This is a genomic window from Arthrobacter sp. BGA-UO-ETr-C19, from assembly GCF_059568005.1.
Genome location: NZ_JCAQPC010000023.1, coordinates 353,460 through 372,578, shown reverse-complemented (window position 1 = coordinate 372,578; position 19,119 = coordinate 353,460). Strand labels below are relative to the sequence as shown.

Here is a 19,119-nt window from a genome sequence, read left to right as displayed (position 1 = left end):
GCTTCAACTCACACCTTGAAGTACTTCGCCTCCGGGTGGTGGAACACGAACGCGTCGGTGGACTGTTCGGGGTGCAGCATCAGCTCATCGCTGAGGATCACGCCCATCCGCTCGGGTTTCAGCAGTTCCGTCACCTTGCGGCGGTCCTCCATGTCCGGGCACGCGGGGTAGCCCAGCGAGAAGCGGGCACCGCGGTAATCGAGCTTGAAGTACCCTGCCTTGTCCTTCGGCTCCTCGGCCGCGAAACCCAGCTCGGAGCGGATGCGCGCGTGCCAGAACTCCGCCAGCGCCTCGGTGAGCTGCATGACCAGACCGTTGAGCTCGTAGTAGTCGCGGTAGTGGTTTCCCTTGAACAGCTCGGAAGTCACCTCTTCGATCTTCGATCCGGCGGTGACCAGCTGCACCGGCAGCACGTCGATCTGGCCCGATTCGCGTGAGCGCACGAAGTCGGCAAGGCAGAGGTGCCGGTCCCGGCGCTGGCGCGGGAAGTCGAAGCGCAGCCGCTCGGTGCCGATCGGACCGCCTGAGCCACCGTCGGGGGCGAGCAGTCCCGCGGTGCCGAGCACGCCGTCGTGATCCTCCCCGTGGTGCAGCACCACCACCTGTTCCCCCTCGGAGACCACCGGGAAATAGCCGTACGCGACGGACGCATCGAGCATTCCCTCGGCGAGGATGCGGTCCAGCCAGTAGCGCAGGCGCGGCCGGCCCTCGACTTCCACCAGTTCCTCGTAGGAGGCGCCGTCGTCGCCGCGGCCGGGCTTGAGCCCCCACTGCCCCATGAACGTGGCGCGCTCGTCGAGCAACGCCGCGTAGTCGTGGAGTGCCACGCCGCGCACAATGCGCGTGCCCCAGAACGGCGGCGCAGGCACGGGGTTGTCGGCGGCCACGTCGGAACGGCCGGGCATGGCCTCCGGCTCGGTCACCGTGAACTGCGGGCCTCCCTTGTGGATCCGCTTCTTCAGGGGCGGAAGGCCGACGGCGTCCGGGGCGGCGCCGCGGGCCACCTGCACCAGCGGTTCCATGAGTGCCAGGCCCTCAAAGGCGTCCTTGGCGTACCTGACGGTTCCTTCAAACTGCCCCGCCAGGTCCTGCTCCACGTAGGCGCGGGTCAGGGCGGCACCGCCGAGGATGATCGGCCACTTTTTCCCAAGCCCCCGCGACTGCAGTTCCGCGAGGTTCTCCTTCATCACCACGGTGGATTTCACCAGCAGCCCGGACATGCCGATCACATCGGCGTTGTGCTCCTCGGCCGCGGCGATGATGTCGGCGATCGGCTGCTTGATGCCAATGTTGATCACTTTGTAGCCGTTGTTGGTGAGGATGATGTCCACCAGGTTCTTGCCGATGTCGTGCACGTCGCCGCGCACGGTGGCGATCACCATGGTGCCCTTGCCCGACGCGTCCGACTTCTCCATGTGCGGCTCGAGCAGGGCCACGGCGTTCTTCATCACCTCGGCGGACTGCAGCACGAACGGCAGCTGCATCTCACCGGCACCGAAGCGCTCACCCACGACCTTCATGCCCTCGAGCAGCTGGTCGTTGATGATGCCGAGCGGGGTCATGCCTTCGCTGCGCGCCAGGTCGAGGTCCTCTTCGAGGCCCTTGCCTTCGCCGTCGATGATGCGCCGCTGCAGGCGTTCGCCGGTGGGCAGCGCCGCGAGTTCCGCCGCACGCTGGTCCTTGAGCGCTGCGGTGTCGACGCCGGCGAAGAGGTCCAGGATGCGCGCCAGGGGGTCGTAGGTGACGTTGCCGTCGGCGTCGTATTCGCGGCGGTCCCAGACGAGGTCCAGCGCCACCTGGCGCTGCTCCTCCGGCAGTGAGGCAAGCGGCACGATCTTGGCGGCGTCGATGATGCCGCTGGACAGGCCCGCCTGCACGGCCTCGTGCAGGAACACCGAATTCAGCACGATGCGCGCTGCCGGGTTCAGGCCAAAGGACACATTCGAGACGCCGAGCGTGGTGTGGATGCCGGGATACTTCGCGGTGATCTGGCGGATGGCCTCGATCGTTTCGATGCCGTCGCGGCGGGTTTCTTCCTGGCCGGTCGCGATGGGGAAGGTCAGGCAGTCGACGATGATGTCCTCCACGCGCATCCCCCATTCGCCCACCAGGGCGTCGATGAGGCGCGAGGCGATCGCCACCTTGCCTTCGGTGGTGCGTGCCTGGCCGTGCTCGTCGATGGTCAGGGCGATCACGGCCGTGCCGTGTTCCTTCACGAGCGGCATGATGCGCGCGAAACGGCTGTCCGGGCCGTCGCCGTCCTCATAGTTGACGGAGTTGACCACCGGGCGCCCGCCGATGTGTTCGAGCCCGGCCTGCAGCACGGGCGGTTCGGTGGAGTCGATGACCAGCGGGAGGGTGGAGGCCGACGCGAAACGCGAGACGATCTCCTTGATGTCGGCCACGCCGTCGCGCCCCACATAGTCGATGCAGACGTCGAGGAGGTGCGCGCCAACACGGACCTGCTCGCGGGCAATATCGACGCAGTCGTCCCAGCGCTCTTCCAGCATCGCCTGGCGGAACGCCTTCGAACCGTTCGCATTGGTGCGCTCACCAATGGCAAGGTACGAGGACTCCTGGTCGAACGGCACATGATGGTAGAGGGAAGCGATGCCTGCTTCACGCTCGGTGGGGACGCGGCCGCCGTCGGCGCCCCTCCCGCCGATGGTGACGGCGGCGCTGCTGCGGAAGGGCGCAAGACGTTCGACGACGGCGGCCATGTGCTCCGGCGTCGTGCCGCAACATCCGCCCACGAGGCCCAGGCCGAATTCGCGCACGAACTGCTCGTGCGCGGTGGCGAGTTCGCTGGGTGACAGCGGATAGTGCGCGCCGTTGGGGCCGAGCACGGGGAGGCCGGCGTTGGGCATGCAGGCGATGGCCACGGAGGATTCCTTGGACAGGTGGCGCAGGTGCTCGCTCATCTCGTCCGGCCCGGTGGCGCAGTTCAGGCCGATGGCGTCGACGCCGAGCGGCTCCAGCGCGGTGAGCGCCGCACCGATCTCGGAGCCCATGAGCATGGTTCCGGTGGTTTCGACGGTCACCTCGACGAAGATGGGGAGCCGGACGCCGCGGGTCACGATGGCCTGCTTGCAGCCGTTGACCGCGGCTTTGGTCTGCAGGAGGTCCTGGCTGGTCTCGATGAGGAAGGCGTCCGCTCCGCCGTCGATGAGGCCCTCGGCCTGCAGGGCGAAGGTCTGCTTGAGGTAGTCGTAGCTGGTGTGTCCGAGGCTGGGGAGCTTCGTGCCCGGCCCCATCGAACCCAGGACCCACCGCATCCGGCCGTCTGTTTTTTCCGCCGCTTCTGCACGCTCGCGGGCGATCTGTGCACCCTTGCGGGCGAGCTCCTCGATCCGGTCGTCGATGCCGTAGTCAGAGAGGTTGGACCAGTTGGCGCCGAAGGTGTTGGTTTCGACGGCGTCGATTCCCGTGGCGAAGTACGCGTCGTGGATGTCCGCGAGGACGTCCGGCCGCGTGTCGTTGAGGATCTCGTTGCAGCCTTCCAGGCCCAGGAAGTCGTTCTCGAGCGACAGTTCCCGGCCCTGCAGCATGGTGCCCATGGCCCCATCGGCGATGACGACCCGGTGGTTCACTGCATCCAGGAGTTCCTGCGAACGGACGGGGCGGGGGACGGAGTCGATATCAAGCGCGAAACGAGGCATGTGACCAGATTACGGCGGGGCCCGAAACATTGCGCCGTGTTTCCGTGTACTACGACGGCGGGTGGTCGCCTTGGAGGGTCAGCCCGCACCCTGGCCCTCGCGGGCCGTCTCCTCCAGGATCCTGGCTGTGGGCGCCGCCGTCATCAGCTGCCCTATCACGTCCGGGTTGTCCCACACATCGCTGCGGAGCCGTTCCAGAAAGGCGTTCGCAGAGTCCTTGGTGTCGAAGTCAAGGAGCACCGCCACACTGTTCTGGTCCTCTGTATCCCGGAACAGGCGGACAGACCTGGCGCCCGAGGCGACGCGGCCCGCAGGATCGCTGTCGAATACTTTCTTGAAAGCCTCATAGTCCCGGACCGGATAGCTGATCTGCAAGGTGAACATCGTCGTTCCTTTCCTTCGGGCTGTGTCAGGTCAAAGATAGGCCTTCCAGCGTCATCCCGGTAGGGCCGAGGGCGGCAATGCTGCGGGGTCCTCCCGGCGTCTGGTGCCGCTCCCCTACAGTGCCGACCAGCCGCCGTCGGAGACGAGGATGGCACCGTTGACGTTGGTGCCGTCGCGGGTTTCGACGGCCTAATGGCCAGCGCCGGCGCTTACGTGGAGGTGGCCGGAACCGTACTCGTGGACCGACGCTTTCCGGCAGATCTGGCGGCCAGAACGGTCGGGGCGCTTGACGCGCATGACGCTGTTTATGTCCTGGAGGCGCCGGACGAGTTGCACGTACCACCGGCAGCGTTGGAACGTCTACGCGCTATCCTTGACGCCCGTTTCCGGAGGGCACCCCAAGGCCCGGTTGGTTCGTCCGCTATCCTCGGTGCCGTTCGCGCCACCGGGGTCCATGGCACTGTGCCGTTCGCCAAGGTTTCCGTGTTTGACTCGCCGGTAGCCATGGGGTCCCTGGTCGAGGAAATCGGCGGGGAGGTCGCCGCGATCGCCAATTCGGTGGCCGACGAGGGCCGGCACGCAGGGGAACTGTATCAGCGCGGGATCAGCAAGGCTGATGGCGTAGCATCCGTCATCGCTCATCTCGGCATTGCCCGCGAAGACACGATTGCTGTTGGTGACGGAGCCATTGACCTAGAGATCATCGCCTTCGCTGGCATTGGTATCGCTATTGAAGGATCCCTTCCCGAGCTTGTCGCGATCGCAGATGGCACTGCTGCCCGGCCGCGGGAGGAGGGCCTCGTTGCCGCCTTCGCCGATCTTGGCCTCATTTGACGGTGGTATTCGGGTTTTCTTCTCCGTCATGGCTGGACCGTTTCGGCCTTTGACCGCGTGCCGGCAATCTTCCCCCCACGACAACGGTCGGCTCGTGCCGGTTGTTGCCGACGTCGTCGACCGCGAAGGACCTGAGGTTGCCCTCGCCGAGCACCTTCCAGCCCTTGGCGAACTCCGGGTGGTAGCCAACATCGCCGGCATCTATCCGCCATCCACCCTGAAAACCGCCACGAAGGAGCTTTTCCGTAACGTCTTCGACGTGAACGTGCTTGGGGTCCATTAACGTCATGGCCGCCGCGTCCCCATACCTCTCCGAGGGCGCATCGACCGTCAACTTCGCATCCATCGACGGGTACGCCGTCTCTCCAGGCCAACTTGTGTACGGTGCGTCAAAAGCCGCAGTCATCATGCTGACCAAAGCGACAGCGCTGGAACTCGCCCCCGCGGCATCGGGGTGAATGCCATAGCCCCAGGTTGGGTCGCCACCACTGTCACTGCCGCCACGGACCGCATCAAGGAAGCAGCCGCATCCATTCCGCTGGGTCGGGTAGCAACTCCCGAAGAGATCGCCGAGTGGGTATGGATACTCTTCGCGAGCACGGCTTCATACGTCACAGGCGAAACCGTCAGCGCTGGCCGGTGGATTTGTTCTCAGGTGAACCCGCGTAGCTGTCCAGCATGAGCAGGGCCCATGGCCTGGAAATCGATCACTGCTGCGATCGGCCGGAGTTGCTCCGGCGGAAACGCGGCATCTAGCTGGGCTTCGAATACAGGTTCGTAGATGGCTATCGTCCGTTCTTCTACCCGATATTCCAATCAGATGCCGGGGTCGTCACTTATAGCCATCACGACCGCTTGGGCAATTTCACGTTTGTTGGAAGCGTCAAGACAAGTTATTCGTTGTTCTTGCATTCAGTCAGACTGGGCTACACCCCAACCTGACAAATTTCCCCCTTTGTCGGCGCTACAGATTTGGTTCTCTTAGCGAGAGTGAATTGGCCCGGCATCGCTGACACACTGCGCTGCCCGTACTCCGCTTGCCTCAGCATGCGGCACAGGTTAGGCCAGTAAGCGCCGTTCGCAGTTAATGCGTCTTGCTCCGGCCTTCCGTTCCTTTGGCGAGGACGTGGGGTCAGTGATCGCGCCGTGCCCACATGAAGCCACGACGCATTAGCTCTTGGACCGGAGCAGCGGTGAGGTCATCGAGATAGTGGCCGAGCGCGCTGTAAAAGATGCGGCCGTCCCCCCACTGCTTGGTCCATGCCTGGGGCATTCTTTGTCCGGCAAGCCATGGCATATGTTCACCATCAAACACGGTTTCAAGCAGCACGTGATTGCGCGGGTCCACATTCATGTAGTACTGCTCGCTGGCAGCCTGGAAGTCGTCGATGTCGGCGGTGATGGGGTGCTCCCGGTCCACGACGTATAGGGGGTAGGGGTGCCGGGTCCCTTCGCCTGCCGGGTGGTAGAACACGTCCGCGCCGAGCATCATGTGGTACATCACGCTCCCGCGGAAGGCGGCTCCCCCGCCGTGCCACGAAACGAATCCGGTTCCGGCCTGCACCGCACCAAGCAGACTGGCCTCCTGTGACGGGGTGAGGGTCTCACTGAGCAGGGCATTGTTCCAGTTATTGATGATGAGGTCGTAGCCGGTGAGATCCTGGTCCAGGACAAAAATATCGGTGGATTCGTCAACCTGGAATTCAAGCTCGTCCAGTAGGCCGCGGGTCCATTCCGCTACTCCGTAAGGGTTATGGCCTGGCCATCCACCGTATAGATAGAGCGCCCTCGTCATCCGGTTTTTCCTTCGCGGTTGGAGTTGATGTGACTGGCTGGCGGCATGGAGATAGTTTCAGGAAACCCCCCCGCTGCCGGCGGTTTGGGTTGCTTAGTTATCGGTAATTGTCGCCGTCGTCGGCCGGGACTCCGCTTTGCGAAGGTCGTGGTGTTCACCCGCGCCCCCGCCGATTTGAGTGAAAACCGTGGGCCGGGTCCTGCGCCATCGAAGTCCAATCAGGACTCCTGCGATCAGAATCGCGATGAGAAGGAGTTGTTCTCCCATGGCCACCCATTGGGGTGCCCCGATCGACATCGAGAAGTGCATCGATGTCAGTGTGACGAGGAGGATTAGACCGGCCAGGGCCAGGACCGGGGCGATGAGTGTGTTCCAGCGGCCCTCCGTGTGCCGGATGATTCGGAAGTAGCGCAGAGCCGAAATGGTGGTGAGGGTGAACAGGATCAGCAGGGCAAACGTACCCAGCGCGAACATTGATGAGTACATCGCAACGGCGTCCAGGCCGCTGAAGAGGAAAGGCAGAGTGACCAGGACGGCCGCGGCAGTCGCAGCGGCTGACGCATAAGCGGGTGAGCCGTGTTTGCTGTGTGCAGCGCCCAGGCGCGACGGCAAAATACCGTCCTTGCCAAGTGAATACAGGTACCGCGAAAGCGAATTGTGCGTGGAGAGGGCGCCAGCGAAGACACTTGTGACGACCAGGACGACCATGGCCTCCGTCAGGGTGCTGCCCATGTAGTACTTGAATCCACCGTTGAAGAGAATCGTGGGGTTCGCTGCACCCGCCGCTGCGACATGGTCCGGACCCCAAAAAGTCACCAGGGCCCAGGATGTCAGGATGTAGAAGCCGCCAAGGCCGATGATCGCAAGATAGGTCGCACGGGGGATCGTCTTATCGGGCTGCTTCACCTCGTCCCGGTAAATGGCTGATGACTCGAACCCGAGAAAGCACGTGATCGCGAACAACGTGGCCACACCCAGCTCGCCGGAGAAGACGTGGGAGGGCTCAAAGGATTCGAGCTGATAGCCCTGGGGGCCGCCTGTTGCCAGGACAGGCACGTTGAAGAGCATGACCAGCACAACTTCCATCACCATGAAAACCGCAAGGACCTTGCCGGAAAGTTCCACGTTGAAGTGGCCTAGGACAGTGATGATGACGCATGCCACCGCACCCCAGATCCACCAAGGTATGGAGGGGCCGTGAAAAGCGTCGAGCACGTTTCCGACTGAAACTCCGAAGAAGGCGTAGCTGCCGACCATGTACACCAGGTAGGTGACGGCGGCAAGAAATCCGGAACCGAGGCCGATGGTCCGTGACAGGCCCGCCGTGATGTAGGTGTAGAAGGCGCCCGGCTTGGGGAGGTTCCTCGTCATCGTGGTGAACCCGACAGCGAACAGCAGGAAGATCAAGCCGACGAACGCATAGATCATCGGCGTTCCGATCCCGTTGCCCTGTGTGATGCCCAGTGGCAGCACACCGGTGACATTGCCGATAGGTGCCGACATCGCCAAGACGGTCAAGGCTAGCTGCAGCGTGCCCATTGTGCCACGCAGTTGCCCGGATGCACCGGCCCCTGCGGCGCATTGCCCCTTGGTCTGCGGCGTCACAAAGGTCTCAGCTTCGGGATTGTGAACGTCAGTGCTCATGGTTCCTCTTGAAAGTTTGAGTATCGTGCCCAAAGCCTCGATCTGCTGGTTGCCTTGGACATTGGGTTGTCCGATCCACACGTGGTGCCCGGCAACCCCTTATTGGGTGACTCGCATCACTATAAGCAAGAATACACATAAAGTATCTTTAATCAAGGTTAACCTTTTGACGCCCGCCATCCACGGTGGCGGTCCCTATGGCCACACTCCGCAACTGCTGAGTCTCGCATCCTGTCCTCGTTAGGAAGTCGCTTGTGTACGATCGTACGCGCAAGAGGTTTCGGTCGCTAGTACCCCAGCTGCTCGAGAGCAGGTCTGTGGGCCTATCTGCTTAGTCGGATGCGGCGCCAAGGAAGGGGGCGGCCTGACGTGAATCGGGTGGCACGAGCGCCAGGGACGGAAACGAGTCCAGGCCGAATCGAGCGGCAAGCGGAGCCGGACCAGGCAGACAAGGCTGAAGCAGAACGCAGACTTGTCTTGAGGGACGGCGAGGCCCATGAACTGCTGAGGCGGGAATGGGAGAAGGAGGAGGTGCCATTTCTGTTAGCAGATCAGCCATGGAACCGCGCAAGCATCATCGTTTGCCGGAACGCCAGTGCCGGAGTGCATCGCCGCTGGGCACATTGCCGTAGCCGGACTTCTGCCACAGACCATGAAAGTTTCCTAGGTCAAACAAACCCAGGGCGGCACCCACAATTGGCTGATCCCGCGACACCTCAAGCACGGGGCTTCTAGTTCACCCCGGTTCGACTCCTTAGCCCCTGCGACGAGTATCGGGTTCGACCGCCCACGCAGCACGATGCAGGCTGGTGGCGAGGGCGCCCCGAAATGAAGCCCATACCGCTGCCCGTCCTGCCGATTCCGTGGCGACTATCGGGGCCTTGGGAAGGGCGCTTTGCGCCTCCCCTGCTTTGCCGGCGAGGAAAAGTGCAAGGACCGAGGTTTCCATGGTTCTCCAAAAAAATTCGTGAGCGTGGGGCTGAGGGCAGGCTGCCGCTTGGCATGATTGGCCGTGGAGGCTGCCTGCTGGGGACGGGGCAGCACTATAGGAGGTTGCACGGTTTTACCCGGGCCGGCCACTTGTGTACGATCGTACGCAGAAGTCCCGATGGAGTCTAATCCTTCCAAGTGGGAACTGCATACGTCATCGGCTAGCACCGTGCCGCCCCCACCGGCATGAAGCGTTCGCGCCATGCCACAGGCCAAGAGGCTGCTTCAAACGCCGAGGGTCTTTGCTGGACGGGCATATTAACGCTCGCGCCGTTGTACTTTCCTGATCCTGTTTTCCTACACACCAAGGATGAAGATGCCAGACGTTATCAGCAACACGCGCCAGTTGGTGCGGGCACGATGGGGCGTCTTCGGTGCTTTCACTCTCGTGGGTTTCTTAACAGCCATCTGGTTGGTTAATATCCCCGCGATCCAGGAGCGGACAGCAACTTCACATGCTGTGCTCGGCGGGCTGATCCTGCTCCTGGGACTGGGGGCGCTCGTTTCGATGCAATTTGCAGGGAGACTGATCGGGCGGTTCGGAAGCCGTGCCTCGACCGGGCTCGGATTGGTCATTTTGGTCGTCACTGTTAATCTCCCGGGATTGGCGAGTGATCCGGTATCGCTGGGACTGGCCTTGTTCATCTTTGGTCTGGGCCATGGGGTCACGGACGTAGCGATGAATCAGCATGCCGTCGTCGTTGAACGCGGATATCGTCGACCGATCATGTCAGCTTTCCATGCCTTCTATTCCCTCGGTGGTGCGGTGGGTGCAGTTGCCGGTGCCGCCGCTCAGTCCTTGAGTCTGGAGCTGCCCTGGACGCTGCTGTTTGCGAGTCTGCTGGGAGTGGCGGCCATTTCCTTTGCAGCGCCTGCTTTGCTGCCCCGGGCGCAGGAAAGGCGGCTCGAAGCCGGACTTCCTCATGGCGGCACGGCGGAAAACGCCGCCCCTGCGGAGGGCGTTCCAGTCCCCCGCCGGCGTGGGCGCGTATTTACGCTGGCGGTCTTGGCTTTCCTTATCCTGTTGTCCGAGGGGGCTGCCAACGACTGGAGCGCCCTTCAAACCGTCGAGCGGCTTAACCAGCCTGAAGCCGCGGCGGCCCTTGCGTACGGCGCGTTCGCCGCCGCGATGACCCTGGGGCGGCTTCTGGCTGACCGTGTGGCCCATGCATTCGGACCGGTAAACGTGGTTCGATATGGTTCGCTGGTCGCCGGAGGGGGAATGCTCGCTGTGGTCACCTCCGGTGTCTACCCGCTTTCCCTGCTGGGGTGGATCCTGTTCGGGCTCGGCCTCGCAGGCATCATCCCTCAGGTTTATACGGCTGCCGGAGACGCAGGAAAATCGGATTCCGGGAAGACATTGGGCCGTGTGGTCAGTTGCGGGTACGTCGGCCTGCTGGCCGGGCCGGCCATCATCGGCTGGTTAGGCGGACTCGTGAGTCTGACAGCGGCCCTCGTCCTTCCCCTGATCTTCTGTGTTCTGGGGATATTCCTGGCCAAGGCGGTGGCGCGGGAAGCCACGGGGACACCGGCGGGGTTTCCTGCGTTGGCTGGATCCTCCAGCGACCGGCCAGAAGGATAACACGGCCGCCACCGGGGATGTCCCCGGGTTTCCTTTCCCGGCGCTGCCGCGTGAATCCTTCGACCGGCCACGCGCGCTGTGGGGCCAGTGGCTCCGGGCTCCCTGCAGGAGGTGGATGGGTTCCCTCCCGGGACAGCAGGCGTCGGCAACCCGTTAGGCGTGCTGTGCTGCGCCCGGACATGTTCCTTACTCACCGCTACTATCGGCATACGTACGCTGTGCGTGCCGGAACCGGCTCCGTCGGCCGGCACCCGCGGCCTTGAAACCGGTAACCGGCACCTACATGTCAGCGGACGAGGAAGTCAATGGGCTGACGCTGGCCGGTGCGTGCTGCCTCAAGGATCGAGATGCTGACGGACAAGGCGTTTATGGCGTCCAGGCCGTCCACGATGGGCTGGGATCCCTCGTATATCGCCGATTTGAAGTGCTCGAGGGTGATGTCATACGTGTGCCGGCGGTCGTTGATCCGGACCTCGTGCCGGCCGCGCCGGTCAGCCAGAATGACTGAGCCATTCGGCTCCGGGGTCATGACGTCGATACCCAGAATGCTGCCATGCTCGCCGTTGACCTGGATGTAGGACGGGGTGAAGGGCAGCGTGAACGAGCCTGGAAGTCGACGAGGACTGATTCGTCATACCGGATGGAGGCGCTGGACGCGTCCTCGGCTCCGGACGACCACCTGCCTTGGGAAAGGCTCGAAGCGACAACATCCAGCGGGCGGGTCCCCAGCAGCGTTCACGATCGAAGCGTTATGACATGAAAGGTCCATGACCACCCCGGCGCCCGGAACGTTTTCGAGCAGCCGCCACCCCCGCAGGCGGTCGGGCAGCAGCGTTGAGTGCCGGACGTTGATACTGAGCGGCCGCCCGATGCGCCCCCCGCCTACCAGTTCACGGATCTTTCGATGTGTTCCGGCAGCAGGAAGGTGATGGTTGACGGCCAGTACCACGCCGGACTGCTCGCATGAGGCCAGCATCTCGTATGATTTATCGAGATCTGTTGCGAGCGGTTTTTCGCAAAGGACGTGCTTGCCGGCTGCCGCCGCTGCCAGTGTTTGACGATGGTGGTGCTCGTTCCGGCTGGATATGTAGACCACCTCGATATTGCCGTCAGACAGGAGAGAATCAAGATCATCGTGGTGTCTGGGGATGCTGTTGCGCACGGCATAGGTTTTGGCATGCTTCCTGTCGCCACTGACGACGCCGGCGACGGTGTCTCCGACTCTGCGGATCGCGGGAATCATCCGGGTCGCCGTAATGTCGCTGGCACCCACGAGACCCCAGCTGAGGGGTGGCGCGCTTGTCATTTATCCTTGCCCGTCCGAAGCGTATGTCACCCATGCGGCCGATAGCCCGCCTGCCCCAACCAGCAGAGGCACGAGCCCCAAAGCAAAGAGGGCAGTACTGGCAGCCGGGATGCACAGCACCAATCCGACGACGACCAGGATCAGCATCGAGAACGCGAAACGTGGAATCAAGGTTCTGCTCTCCAGACCCAACGGCGTCGGCGGCTTCATCACCCCGATGCAACCACCGACGCCGTCCGAGGTCCTAGTTGGAGGGGAAGTTGTAGGAGGCGCCGGAGGCGTGGGTGGGTTCGGGCCAGCGTGAGGTGATGACCTTGCCGCGGGTGTAGAAGGAGACGCCTTCGGGGCCGTAGATGTGCTTGTCGCCGAAGAGCGAGGCCTTCCAGCCGCCGAAGGAGTGGTAGGCCACCGGGACGGGCAGTGGCACGTTGATGCCGATCATGCCGACGGTGACAGAGCGCTGGAACTTCCGTGCTGCCGCGCCTGAGGAGGTGAAGATCGCGGTGCCGTTGCCGTACGGGTTGGAGTTGATCAGCTTGATGCCGTCCTCCAGGGTGTCAACACGGACGACGACGAGGACGGGTCCGAAGATCTCCTCCTGGTAGGCGGTCATTTCGGTCTTGACATGGTCGAGCACGGTGGGCCCGACCCAGAAGCCTTCTTCGTGGCCCGGCACGACGAGGTCGCGGCCGTCCACGACCATCGCGGCACCGGCGGCTTCGGCCTCGGTGACGATCTTCACGATCCGTTCCTTGGAGGCGGGGGTGATGACCGGGCCCATTTCGGCGCCGGGCACGGTGCCGTTGTTGACCTTCACGGCGGTGGCGCGTTCTTCGACCTTCTTGACCAGCAGGTCCGCGGCGTCACCGACGGCGACGGCGACGGAGATGGCCATGCAGCGTTCACCGGCGGAACCGAACGCGGCGGCGGCGAGGTGGTCGGCGGCGTTGTCCAGGTCGGCGTCGGGCAGGATGATGGCGTGGTTCTTCGCCCCGCCGAGGGCCTGGACGCGCTTGCCGTGGGCGGTGGCGGTCTCGTGGACGTACTTGGCGATCGGGGTGGAGCCAACGAAGGAGATGCCGTCCACGTCCGGGTGGGTCAGCAGGCCGTCGACGGTTTCCTTATCGCCGTGCAGGACCTGGAAGACGCCGTCGGGCAGGCCGGCGTCCTTCCAGAGCCTGGCCAGCAGCAAGGATGCGGAGGGGTCGCGTTCGGAGGGCTTGAGGATGAAGGCGTTGCCGGTGGCGATCGCCATCGGGGCCATCCACAAAGGGACCATGACCGGGAAGTTGAACGGGGTGATGCCGGCGACGACACCGAGGGGTTCGCGGAAGGAGAACACGTCGATGCCGGTGGAGACCTGGTCGGAGTAGTCGCCCTTGAGCAGGGACGGGATGCCGCAGGCGAATTCGATGACTTCCAGGCCGCGGCCGATCTCGCCCTTGGCGTCGGAGAGGACCTTGCCGTGCTCGGCGGTGATCAGCTCGGCAAGCTCATCGATGTGGTTGGCGACGAGTTCGCGGAACCTGAACAGGACGGCGGTGCGCTTGGCCAGGGAGATGTCACCCCAGGAGTCGGCAGCCTTGCGGGCGGCGGCGACGGTGGTGTCCAGGTCGCCGCGGTTGGCCAGACGCAGCTCAGCCGACACGGCCCCGGTGGCCGGGTTGTACACGGGCTGGGTGCGGTCGCCTTCGCCGGCGGTCTCGGCACCGTTGATGAAGTGGTTGATGGTGGTGGTGACGGTCGTCGTTGACATAGAGATGACTTCCTTGGTCTGAGGCTTCGGGGGCTGTGGCTTTGATGGAGGGTTAGCCGAGCAGCTTGCGCTGGCGGTTCTTGTGGCCGGTGTAGGTCCGGTAGGCCTGCTGGTGGCTCAGGCGTAGATCTCCTTGTAGAGGCCCTGGATCTGCTCGAGGTCGGGGATGATCGGGTTGTTTCCCGGAGAACCTGACGAAAGTGCCTGTTCGGCCATGAGGGGGATCTTGGTTTCCCAGGCTTCGCGCCCGATGCCGAAGGCCTCGGGCGTTGGAACTTGGAGGTCATGGTTGAGTGCGTGAAGTTCGGCCACGAGGGCCCCGGCAGCGTACTCGTCTGAACTGGATGAACCGGCTACGCCGAGGGCCCGTGCGCAGTCCGCATATCGTGTTTCGGCGGCAGATACTGAAAACTCCGTCACCGAGGGGAACAGCATGGCGTTGGCCAGGCCGTGGGCTACGTGGAAGTGCGCGCCGATGGGCCGGCTCATTCCATGAACCAGGGCCACGCTGGAGTTCGAGAAGGCAATTCCCGCTTGCGTTGCCGCAAGCATCATCGCTTCCCTGGCCTTCGCGTTCGACCCGTCGCTGTACACACGGCGTAGGTTAGGGCCGATGGTTCTAATGGCCGACAAGGCGAACGAGTCGGAAAACGGGTTGGCCTTTCGGCTCACGTAGGCCTCAATGGCATGCGTCAGTGCGTCGATGCCCGTGTCGGCCGTCAGGCGGGAAGGCATGGAGAGCGTGAGTTCGTAGTCAATCACGGCCGCTACCGGCAGGAACGAGATGCCGGCGCACAGCATTTTTTCCTGCGTCTCAGAATCACTGATGATCGTAAACTGAGTAGCTTCCGAGCCGCTGCCGGCCGTGGTCGGAATCGCAATGACGGGGACCGACGGACCGTTGTTGTTCCGCGGTGCTTTGAAATCACGCATCCGCCCACCTTGGCGACCCAGGAGGCCAAGGGCTTTGGCCGTGTCGATGGCGCTCCCCCCACCCAGACCGATGATGACGTCAGCCCCGTGGTCGCGGACAGCCTGGACGCCTTGTCCCAATGAATCCGTGGTGGGATCGGGCACGACGCCTGAAAATACCGCCGCGGCGAACCCGTTCTTCTGGATGGACCGAGTGACTGCCTCCACAATCCCGGTGGTCAGCATGAACGAATCGGTTACGATGAGCGGTCGGACAGAGCCCAATTCCTCGAGCAGCACTCCGACGCTGTGGATGGCTCCCCCGCCGACTTTGATGATTCTCGGGAGGGCAATATCAGCGACCATTGGACACCTTCGTTGTTGTTGTTAGCCGCTAGCGAGATTGGCGGCAGTTTGCGAATACATTGGCTCGACATCAGCCCTGGGGGTCACGCCGGGCGTTTAGGCGCCTAGGCAGACCAGATCTCATAGCCTTCCGCTCTCTCGACCATCAATCTGGTGACGGGGCCATCAGCAGCGAGCCACAGGATATTCCCATCGGCGGTGACGTCTTCCACCACTCCCGCCCATGTTGGGAAGGTGGCGTGCCAAACCTCGACAGTCTGTCCCCTGACGGAAGTCCAGTCCTGCACGAGCCGCGATACATTCCGTGCGTACGCGGGGTTCCACAAATACGGCACAACATAACCATTCACGACTTGTCCAACCTTTTGACGGGGGGCTTAAGGGATGGTGCCTGTTCGGGGACGTGTGGCCGCTTCGGGGTTCCTTCGCCCGCACGGGCGGCACCCTCATCTGGGTGCGCACCCGCCATGTTCCGTGGCGAAGCGGGCATGTGGCTGGCCGCGTAGAGGGTGGAGAACAAGCTGCCGCTGGGCACCATGGTTGGCGGCGCCTGTTCGGAACTGCCCGCCAGGAACCAGGCCATGAGGCCGGCCGGCCGGTCAGAATCCGGTTCTTCGTCCCCGGGCATGCGCCGCGGAGTCTTTGTCCCCATGCAATGCTCCCTCCGTACTTCAGCTCCGTCCTGGCCGAAGTCCCACGGCTTTGAACGCTTACAGATGATGGCACCGTCGATCCGACAACCGGTTTGTTGTTATGTCGAACGAGGAACGGTAAGGAACCGCGGCGGTCCGGGACGGCGCGAATTTTCGGGATGAGCCCCGGTGGAGCGCCCATGGCAGGCACTCCACCAGTTGCGGCGCTAGTAGGCCCAGGCCGGGCGTTCGTCCCGGACACGAGCGGCCCGGATGTCACCGGATCGCGCGTGGCCTTCGAAGTTCTCAGCCCGCGCCGCCCTGCCCAGCAGCTCACCCAGTTCAGCGCTGGCGGCGGTTGTCGTCACCTCCTGGTACGTCACTGTCTTGATGAACTTTCCAACCCAGAGGCCGCCCGTGTAGCGGGCCGCATGCCGAGTGGGCAAAACGTGGTTGGTGCCAATGACTTTGTCTCCAAAGGACACACAGGTGTTTTCGCCCAGGAACAGGGCCCCGTAATTGATCATGTTGTCCAGGGCTTCACGGGGGTTGCGGGTGAGGATCTGGACGTGTTCGCTGGCGAACTCATCTGCTACCGCGTAGGCCTCCTTCAGATCCTCGACCAGGATCACCTGGCCGTGATCCCGCCATGCCACTTCTGCGACGGCGCGGGTGGACAGGCCAACCAGTTGGTGGTCGATTTCTGCCAACACCTGCTGCCCAACCTCACGTGACGTCGTGACGAGGATTGCCGGGGAGTCCGGGCCGTGTTCGGCCTGGCTGAGCAGGTCAACCGCGATCAGGAACGGGTCGGCCGTCTCATCAGCGACGATGAGGACCTCGGTGGGGCCGGCGAAGAGGTCGATGCCGACCTCACCGAACAGCTGACGCTTGGCCTCGGCCACATAGGCGTTGCCCGGGCCAGCCAGGAAATCGACTGGCGCGATTGTCTCGGTGCCCACTGCGAGGGCTGCAACGGCCTGAACCCCACCGAGGAGGTAGATCTCGTCGGCTCCCGCCAAGTGCATGGCGGCGATGGAGGCGTCGGGAACCACTCCGCCGGCGGCGGGTGTTGCCGCAGCGACTCTGCGGACGCCGGCAACTTTTGCGGTCACGATGGTCATATGGGCGGAGGCCAGAAGTGGGTAACGGCCGCCGGGAACGTAGGCGCCTACAGCGTCAATGGGGATGTTTTTCTGTCCGAGGATAATCCCGGGTTCGACTTCTGCTTCAAACTCTGTCAAGGACTGGAGTTGCAGGCGGGCGAATCTTTCCACGTTGCGTTGGACGGTTTTGATGTCCTCCACGGTCTGTTCGGGGAGTCGGGCGATGGCGGCATCGATCTCGTCGCGGGACAGGAGGAACGACTCGGGAGACCACTTGTCGAACTTCTCGGAATAGGAACGGACGGCCGCGTCGCCCCGTTCACGGATGTCGGCGATGACAGCTTCGACGGTTTCCCGCACACCGGGAGGCGAGGTCGGGTCGGAAATGGTGACTTCAGCATTCTTGAGGGAAGCGCGCAATGGATTTCTCTTTCGTTGCAGGAGCCAGAGCGCAAGTAGTGCGTGTGCTCCACGTTACTTGGAAACGATCCAACCATAGCATTGCATGCCTACTTAAGCCAGAAAAGAAAGTATTTACTTATTGTTAGGTCCACCCAGTGGACTCTAATCAAACTAAAACTTATGTTTTTGTCATACAGCTACGCGTTTTGTTATGGTCAAGATTTGGCCGCCTAGTGCCTGTTGCGAGTCGACAGGAGTGAAGCCGGCCCGGGAGAAGTTAGGTGGTGAAGCATGGCCGATGTACGCCAAACACGTGTCGAAGCTGACTTGTTGGGTGCGCGGGACATCCCCGCCGCCGTTTACTGGGGAATCCATACGCTCAGGGCCACGGAGAACTTCCGATTGCGGGGTGAAACCGTTGGGAGCGCGCCTGGTCTTGTGGCTGCCCTGGCCGGCGTGAAGGAAGCGGCTGCGGAAGCGAATATGGAGCTGGGGCTGCTGGATGCCAGGGTCGGAACAGCCGTCGTTAAAGCCTGCCGGGAACTGAGGTCCGGGCTTTTCCAGGACCAGTTTCCGGTCTCCCTGATCCAGGGCGGGGCTGGGACCTCAACCAATATGAATGCCAACGAGGTCATCGCCAATCGGGCCTTGGAGCACCTGGACGAGCCCAGGGGGTCCTACGGTGTGGTGAGCCCCAACGAGCACGTGAACATGGGCCAGTCGACAAACGATGTCTACCCAACGGCCTTGAAGCTCGCCACCATCAGCGGCTGCAGGGGCCTCATTGCGGCTTTGGAAGAGTTCCAGCGCATCTGCGAACGGAAGGCGCGTGAGTTCGACCATGTCGTGAAGATGGGGCGGACCCAGCTGCAGGACGCGGTCCCGATGACGCTGGGACAGGAGTTCAGAAGCTACTCGGTGACCATCCGGGAGGACGTAGCGCGCCTTGAAGAGGCGGTAGCCCACCTGCATGAGATCAATCTTGGGGCTACGGCCATTGGCACCGGCCTGAACCCCCATCCGCGCTACGCATCGATCGTCCGCGCGAAACTCGAGGCCATTACCGGGTTTCCGGTGACCACCAGCCCCGACCTCGTCGAAGCCACACAGGACTGCGGCGTCTTTGTCCTGATTTCCGCCACCGTGAAAAGGGCTGCTGTTAAGCTCTCAAAAATCAGCAGCGACCTGCGCCTTCTGTCTTCGGGCCCACGGGCAGGCCTGGCTGAGATCAACCTCCCGGCGAGGCAAGCCGGTTCCAGCATCATGCCGGGGAAGGTAAACCCGGTCATTCCTGAATTGGTGAATCAGGTCGTCTTCGACATCATCGGAGCGGACGTCACCGTGTCCCTGGCCGCAGAATCAGGGCAGCTGCAGCTGAACGCCTTCGAGCCAATAATCGCTGCCAGCCTGTTCCGCAGTATCGACCACCTTCGGGTGGCCGTTACCGCCCTCGGCGAGGCGTGCGTCGAAGGTATCACTGCCAACGAGCAGACACTGGAAGATCACGTCGCCAACAGCATCGGAGTCGTCACAGCCCTGAGCCCATACCTCGGATACAAATTGTCCGGGGAGATTGCAGCTGAATCCCTCTGCACGGGCAGGGCCGTTACCGACCTTGTTCTTGACCGCGGCCTCCTCGGTCCTGATCTTCTGGCGCAGCTGCTGCACACTGCGGTAATCGCCAGAGGGGGAAAGCTGCCGGAAACCCCTGCCTTGACGGTGCTATCCCCACGAGAGCTATAGGATTGTCT

13 protein-coding genes and 1 pseudogene are annotated in these 19,119 nt (G+C 63.0%); 5 read left to right on the top strand and 9 right to left on the bottom strand.

What is annotated here, in order from left to right; translation table 11 throughout:
* Positions 1 to 8: 8 nt before the first annotated feature.
* Positions 9 to 3,659 (bottom strand): methionine synthase, encoded by a 3,651-nt coding sequence (gene metH, locus AC57BR_RS17775; protein ID WP_496362909.1) that lies wholly within the window; start codon positions 3,657 to 3,659, stop codon positions 9 to 11.
* A 78-nt stretch (positions 3,660 to 3,737) separates the two neighbouring features.
* Positions 3,738 to 4,043, bottom strand: a complete 306-nt coding sequence (locus tag AC57BR_RS17770) for a hypothetical protein (RefSeq protein ID WP_496362907.1) — start codon at positions 4,041 to 4,043, stop codon at positions 3,738 to 3,740.
* A gap of 192 nt (positions 4,044 to 4,235) precedes the next feature.
* Between AC57BR_RS17770 and AC57BR_RS17765 the strand changes: the two genes are divergently transcribed.
* From AC57BR_RS17765 to AC57BR_RS17755, 3 genes and pseudogenes are all read left to right on the top strand, one after another.
* On the top strand, positions 4,236 to 4,877 hold the full coding sequence (locus AC57BR_RS17765; protein ID WP_496362905.1) for an HAD hydrolase family protein: 642 nt from the start codon (positions 4,236 to 4,238) through the stop codon (positions 4,875 to 4,877).
* Between the two features lie 94 nt (positions 4,878 to 4,971).
* Positions 4,972 to 5,160 carry a hypothetical protein gene (locus AC57BR_RS17760; protein ID WP_496362903.1) on the top strand — a complete coding sequence of 63 codons (189 nt, stop codon included), beginning with the start codon at positions 4,972 to 4,974 and terminating at the stop codon, positions 5,158 to 5,160.
* 4 nt (positions 5,161 to 5,164) lie between these two features.
* Positions 5,165 to 5,559: pseudogene (locus tag AC57BR_RS17755) on the top strand (SDR family NAD(P)-dependent oxidoreductase).
* 450 nt (positions 5,560 to 6,009) lie between these two features.
* Here AC57BR_RS17755 and AC57BR_RS17750 read toward each other — a convergent pair.
* On the bottom strand, positions 6,010 to 6,672 hold the full coding sequence (locus tag AC57BR_RS17750; RefSeq protein WP_496362901.1) for a ThuA domain-containing protein: 663 nt from the start codon (positions 6,670 to 6,672) through the stop codon (positions 6,010 to 6,012).
* Between the two features lie 93 nt (positions 6,673 to 6,765).
* On the bottom strand, positions 6,766 to 8,316 hold the full coding sequence (locus AC57BR_RS17745; protein WP_496362899.1) for an APC family permease: 1,551 nt from the start codon (positions 8,314 to 8,316) through the stop codon (positions 6,766 to 6,768).
* Between the two features lie 1,300 nt (positions 8,317 to 9,616).
* On the opposite strand from AC57BR_RS17745, the gene AC57BR_RS17740 reads away from it, so the two are divergent.
* Complete coding sequence (locus AC57BR_RS17740) at positions 9,617 to 10,888, top strand: MFS transporter (RefSeq protein WP_496362897.1); 1,272 nt, start codon at positions 9,617 to 9,619, stop codon at positions 10,886 to 10,888.
* Positions 10,889 to 11,174: 286 nt separating this feature from the next.
* Here AC57BR_RS17740 and AC57BR_RS17735 read toward each other — a convergent pair whose 3' ends face one another.
* From AC57BR_RS17735 to hisD, 5 genes are all read right to left on the bottom strand, one after another.
* The gene (locus AC57BR_RS17735) at positions 11,175 to 11,417 is read right to left on the bottom strand and encodes a hypothetical protein (protein WP_496362895.1); all 243 of its coding nucleotides are present in this window, start codon (positions 11,415 to 11,417) and stop codon (positions 11,175 to 11,177) included.
* 102 nt (positions 11,418 to 11,519) lie between these two features.
* Positions 11,520 to 12,194, bottom strand: a complete 675-nt coding sequence (locus tag AC57BR_RS17730; RefSeq protein WP_496362893.1) for a Gfo/Idh/MocA family protein — start codon at positions 12,192 to 12,194, stop codon at positions 11,520 to 11,522.
* A gap of 244 nt (positions 12,195 to 12,438) precedes the next feature.
* Positions 12,439 to 13,950 (bottom strand): CoA-acylating methylmalonate-semialdehyde dehydrogenase, encoded by a 1,512-nt coding sequence (locus AC57BR_RS17725; RefSeq protein ID WP_496362891.1) that lies wholly within the window; start codon positions 13,948 to 13,950, stop codon positions 12,439 to 12,441.
* 117 nt (positions 13,951 to 14,067) lie between these two features.
* Positions 14,068 to 15,228, bottom strand: a complete 1,161-nt coding sequence (locus AC57BR_RS17720) for an iron-containing alcohol dehydrogenase (RefSeq protein ID WP_496362889.1) — start codon at positions 15,226 to 15,228, stop codon at positions 14,068 to 14,070.
* 859 nt (positions 15,229 to 16,087) lie between these two features.
* The gene (gene hisD / locus AC57BR_RS17715) at positions 16,088 to 17,386 is read right to left on the bottom strand and encodes a histidinol dehydrogenase (protein WP_496362887.1); all 1,299 of its coding nucleotides are present in this window, start codon (positions 17,384 to 17,386) and stop codon (positions 16,088 to 16,090) included.
* Positions 17,387 to 17,659: 273 nt separating this feature from the next.
* On the opposite strand from hisD, the gene AC57BR_RS17710 reads away from it, so the two are divergent.
* Positions 17,660 to 19,111, top strand: a complete 1,452-nt coding sequence (locus tag AC57BR_RS17710; RefSeq protein ID WP_496362885.1) for an aspartate ammonia-lyase — start codon at positions 17,660 to 17,662, stop codon at positions 19,109 to 19,111.
* Positions 19,112 to 19,119: the final 8 nt, after the last annotated feature.

Coding starts and splice junctions, on each gene's coding strand:
- AC57BR_RS17735 (WP_496362895.1), bottom strand. CDS start 11,417: ATGACCCCGGAGCCGAATGGCTCAGTCATTCTGGCTGACCGGCGCGGC.
- AC57BR_RS17710 (WP_496362885.1), top strand. CDS start 17,660: ATGGCCGATGTACGCCAAACACGTGTCGAAGCTGACTTGTTGGGTGCG.
- AC57BR_RS17730 (WP_496362893.1), bottom strand. CDS start 12,194: ATGACAAGCGCGCCACCCCTCAGCTGGGGTCTCGTGGGTGCCAGCGAC.
- AC57BR_RS17740 (WP_496362897.1), top strand. CDS start 9,617: ATGAAGATGCCAGACGTTATCAGCAACACGCGCCAGTTGGTGCGGGCA.
- metH (WP_496362909.1), bottom strand. CDS start 3,659: ATGCCTCGTTTCGCGCTTGATATCGACTCCGTCCCCCGCCCCGTCCGT.
- AC57BR_RS17745 (WP_496362899.1), bottom strand. CDS start 8,316: ATGAGCACTGACGTTCACAATCCCGAAGCTGAGACCTTTGTGACGCCG.
- AC57BR_RS17770 (WP_496362907.1), bottom strand. CDS start 4,043: ATGTTCACCTTGCAGATCAGCTATCCGGTCCGGGACTATGAGGCTTTC.
- AC57BR_RS17750 (WP_496362901.1), bottom strand. CDS start 6,672: ATGACGAGGGCGCTCTATCTATACGGTGGATGGCCAGGCCATAACCCT.
- AC57BR_RS17725 (WP_496362891.1), bottom strand. CDS start 13,950: ATGTCAACGACGACCGTCACCACCACCATCAACCACTTCATCAACGGT.
- AC57BR_RS17765 (WP_496362905.1), top strand. CDS start 4,236: ATGGCCAGCGCCGGCGCTTACGTGGAGGTGGCCGGAACCGTACTCGTG.
- AC57BR_RS17720 (WP_496362889.1), bottom strand. CDS start 15,228: ATGGTCGCTGATATTGCCCTCCCGAGAATCATCAAAGTCGGCGGGGGA.